Source organism: Bacillus sp. AFS001701, assembly GCF_002559405.1.
Taxonomy (GTDB): domain Bacteria; phylum Bacillota; class Bacilli; order Bacillales; family Bacillaceae_G; genus Gottfriedia.
Genome location: NZ_NTZO01000505.1, coordinates 1 through 2,731, shown reverse-complemented (window position 1 = coordinate 2,731; position 2,731 = coordinate 1). Strand labels below are relative to the sequence as shown.

The following is a 2,731-nucleotide window of genomic DNA, read 5'->3' as shown; positions in this document are numbered from 1 at the left end:
AACCAATTAAATAGGTAGACTAGCTGTTTTACTAAAATTCAACTCTATATTTCAAGGATTAATTGATTTGATTTTGCCCTAGAAACACAAGTTAAAATCATTTTATTACTATTTCTTTGATCCTCATCCAATAAGAAGTCGTGATGTTCAATTTGCCCATCGATTACATTTACTTCGCATGTCCCACATCTACCAACTCTACAGGAATATGGTATTTTTAAGCCCTCATCGAGTAAAACATCTAATAACGTTTTATCAACGGGAACTTGTTTTGTAGTACCATTTGCCAGTCTTACTTCAAAAGATCTAGAGTTAGCCAATAATTGAGGTGTAAAAACCTCAATATGGACACTTGATTTCGGATAGCCAAATGCATAAGCTGATTCATTAAATTGAGAAATAAACCGATTAGGACCACAAAAATATACATGAGTACCGATTGAATGGTCTAAAAGCGTTTCAACTTTTATTCGACTAGAATTAAGCTCTTTCGTAAAGTAAAAAGTAGTCTCTTCTTTATAATATTCATTTAAAAAGTCATAAAATGCACTGCTTGATTTTGTAGCCGAAGTATAGTGAAGTTCAAAAGATTTATTTTTACTTTTTAATTCCTTCATCATCGATAAAAATGGCGTTATGCCAATTCCCGCTGCATAAAACACATGATGTTTTGCTCTAGAACTTAATGGAAAATGATTTTTTGGATAGCTAATGCGTAGTCGATCACCTATTTTAATTCGTTCATGCCAATATTTTGAACCGCCTTTTGATTCCGAACTTAAATGAATGGCAATTTTATATGTGTTATCAATAAGTGAATGATGAACTAAAGAATAGGGTCTGCTAATAATCTCATTTTCTGCAGCTACATATGTATTAATATGAGAACCTCCACTAAAAGTTGGAAGATTAAATTCATCAATTGGAATCAAACTAAACTCTTTAACCTGTTGTGTTTTTTGCTTTATTTCATTAACACGAACTAGTATCGTATTCTCAATCAATACATTCACTCCCATCTACAATTTAGCGATATTACCTAAATATGCGTCATAATGGACCGAATAATGGTCAGAAACTGAAAGTAATAAATGACAATTTTGACACTGAACTTCTTTACCAATTTCTAATTTTTTTAATTCAGTTAAACTATGACAACGACAACAAAAAACATTAGAGTTCAATTCACCATAACCAACATATTGTACTTCATCTTCAAAAAATCCAACATCTTCTATAATTGGCCTTAAATTTTTAAGCTCTTCTTTGCTTAATGCTATATATAAATAACTACCCATTTTTTGACTTTGCAACCAAGTTTTAAGATTATTTTGCAATTGTTCAGGACTTGAATCAAATCCGATGAAGACAAAATCAAAAGAATAATTTTTCTCAAGTAATTTTTCTAAAATTGGCTGGATCAACGACCTCCCTCTATGATTTGAACAAATTAAGTATTTTCTTTTTCCATCTATAAAACTAGCTTCTTCAACTATTAAATTATTCATCGCATTCTACCCAACTTCATCAAGTTTATTTTTTAAATATGTTATTACTTCTTTTTTATATGAAGAGATTCCTTTATAATCTAAAATGAAATCCGGTAAGTCACATAGAATTTTATAAAATTGCTCTAACCATTCCTTATTTAAGGTTAATTGCTCTAGTGGTAATAAGTGAGTATGAATCGTAAATAGGAGCCCATTACTAGCAGCCAACCTAAATAACTTTTGAACCTCAACACGTAAGTGAACAAATTCCCCAACATTATCAGCTGTTACTCTTTTTCTATCTTTCCCCCATTGATCGAATGTTTCTAATGAAGTATCAAGTCTTTTTCCTGCCATTAGTGACCAATTTTTACGAGTCCAAGGTGCTCCTTGTTCAATATTTTTTAAGAAACGAAGAATTCGATCATCCAATGATTTTTCACTAAACAGAGGGATTGGCTGATGAATCTCTTTAAATCTCATCCCTAGTTTAAAAGCAAGTGACCAATTAGAAGGAAAACAGAGATGTCCAGCATCTAAAAATAAATCGCCATCTCGTTGACTCATATAAATTAAATCCTCTTGTACATGTCTACCTATGAAATTCAAAGGCTTTCCTAAAACCGAAGTTCGATCCCCAAACCTAAATTGTTCCTCCTCCATCAGAAGCTTATTATAAATAGTCCAATATTCGTGACCCTTATGAACTTCAAAATAGTTTGGATAATATCTTATTAAATGTTCTAAAACTAATTCTACAATTTCCCATTGCCCTTTAAAACTAGTAGGAAGTGCCTGATAACAATGGCTAGGTGAATTGTGTAACAAGCTTCTTTTTAATTTTATTTCATTCTCATATTTAGGTGTAATCTCGATGCTCACAGGTGGATCTAATAAAATAGAATGATTAGAATAACGATAAATCTCCTCTTTAAACGGATACGGAAAGCTTTCTAATTCATTAACTTGATTCATCTGAACACCCTTTTTAGTAGATTAAAAGTAAATCGTTCAAATAAGTTAGTCTAGACAAAGATAAACATACAATTAATTTCTGTTTTTTGTTACATTAGATTTTAATTAATTATAAGAATATTCCGTTTTTTGTGTCAATAGCTAGTCCGATTTATTGTTCAATTTAATAGAAAGTTTATGAAAGAATCGTTTATGAGGTACTATAGCACAGCTTTTTGTCTTTATGCTTACTCATGAACCCTTTAAGAGGTACTATATCTCAGTTT

3 protein-coding genes are annotated in these 2,731 nt (G+C 30.9%); all 3 read right to left on the bottom strand.

The features are described 5' to 3' along the window. Positions 1 to 44: 44 nt before the first annotated feature. The 3 genes from CN514_RS21745 to CN514_RS21735 all read right to left on the bottom strand — a co-directional run bounded on the left by CN514_RS21745 (position 45) and on the right by CN514_RS21735 (position 2,465). A complete protein-coding gene (locus tag CN514_RS21745) occupies positions 45 to 1,013 on the bottom strand; it encodes a PDR/VanB family oxidoreductase (RefSeq protein WP_286141790.1) in 969 nt (322 codons plus the stop codon). 6 nt (positions 1,014 to 1,019) lie between these two features. After that, positions 1,020 to 1,424, bottom strand: coding sequence for a dimethylamine monooxygenase subunit DmmA family protein (locus CN514_RS21740; protein WP_098234365.1), 405 nt, complete (start codon positions 1,422 to 1,424; stop codon positions 1,020 to 1,022). Between the two features lie 90 nt (positions 1,425 to 1,514). Continuing rightward, on the bottom strand, positions 1,515 to 2,465 hold the full coding sequence (locus tag CN514_RS21735) for a heme-dependent oxidative N-demethylase family protein (RefSeq protein ID WP_098234364.1): 951 nt from the start codon (positions 2,463 to 2,465) through the stop codon (positions 1,515 to 1,517). Positions 2,466 to 2,731: the final 266 nt, after the last annotated feature.

What these genes read in the sequence shown, in the direction of transcription:
- CN514_RS21735 (WP_098234364.1), bottom strand. Translation starts at nt 2,465, where the DNA reads ATGAATCAAGTTAATGAATTAGAAAGCTTTCCGTATCCGTTTAAAGAG.